The organism is Photorhabdus sp. P32 (assembly GCF_038085095.1).
In the GTDB taxonomy this organism is placed as follows: domain Bacteria; phylum Pseudomonadota; class Gammaproteobacteria; order Enterobacterales; family Enterobacteriaceae; genus Photorhabdus; species Photorhabdus luminescens.
In genome coordinates, this window is the sequence record NZ_JAZGJN010000058.1 from 1 (window position 1) to 657 (window position 657).

Below are 657 nucleotides of genomic sequence, written 5' to 3' on the forward strand. Positions count from 1 at the left end.
TATATATAAAAATATATTATAGTCACATTAAGAATTTTAAACCACTTTCAAGAAAATATAAGTGATTATTTAATATTTTAATATGAAATTTTTATGTTTTATTCTTTAAAAAGAAATTAACTAAAATATTGAACTATATGAAGCGGTACCTAATAAATATATGAGTAATTTCACCATATAAACTATGATTTATACCAGTAGCTGTTTCAACCTGAATAGTTAATCATTAATCCAAAAGATAGTTAGAGAATAACAAATTCCAAATAATTAAATTTAACGTATAAAGAGGAGCTATAATGAGTAATACTATTTTATCTGGCAATACTGTTACAGCTGACGTTACCTTTGTTATTGATGTTGAGAAAATCCGTCAATCCGTTATGCAAGGACATCCTGCAATATCTATGGACCCCCTCCATCCAACAACAATCAACTCTGGAGTATATATAGCCACTTATACTCCAAAGGATGGACTGAAAGTTACTTCCTCATCTGGCGCCAATATATCTGTTCCCATTAGTTCAAATATTAGATGGAGGGCGACAACTGTATCTAATAATTTCGACTACTCTATTGTATTATATAAATTCCAGAAGCTAAGCTCAGGCCACGATATCATATCTATCCCATCACAGATATGGTCACAGCGCCAATCAG

General features: G+C 30.6%; 1 protein-coding gene. It reads left to right on the plus strand.

Annotated elements, in window-relative coordinates:
- Positions 1-296: 296 nt before the first annotated feature.
- Positions 297-657 (plus strand): AidA/PixA family protein (locus tag V2H77_RS00195; protein ID WP_341497197.1); only part of this gene is annotated, 361 nt, incomplete at its 3' end.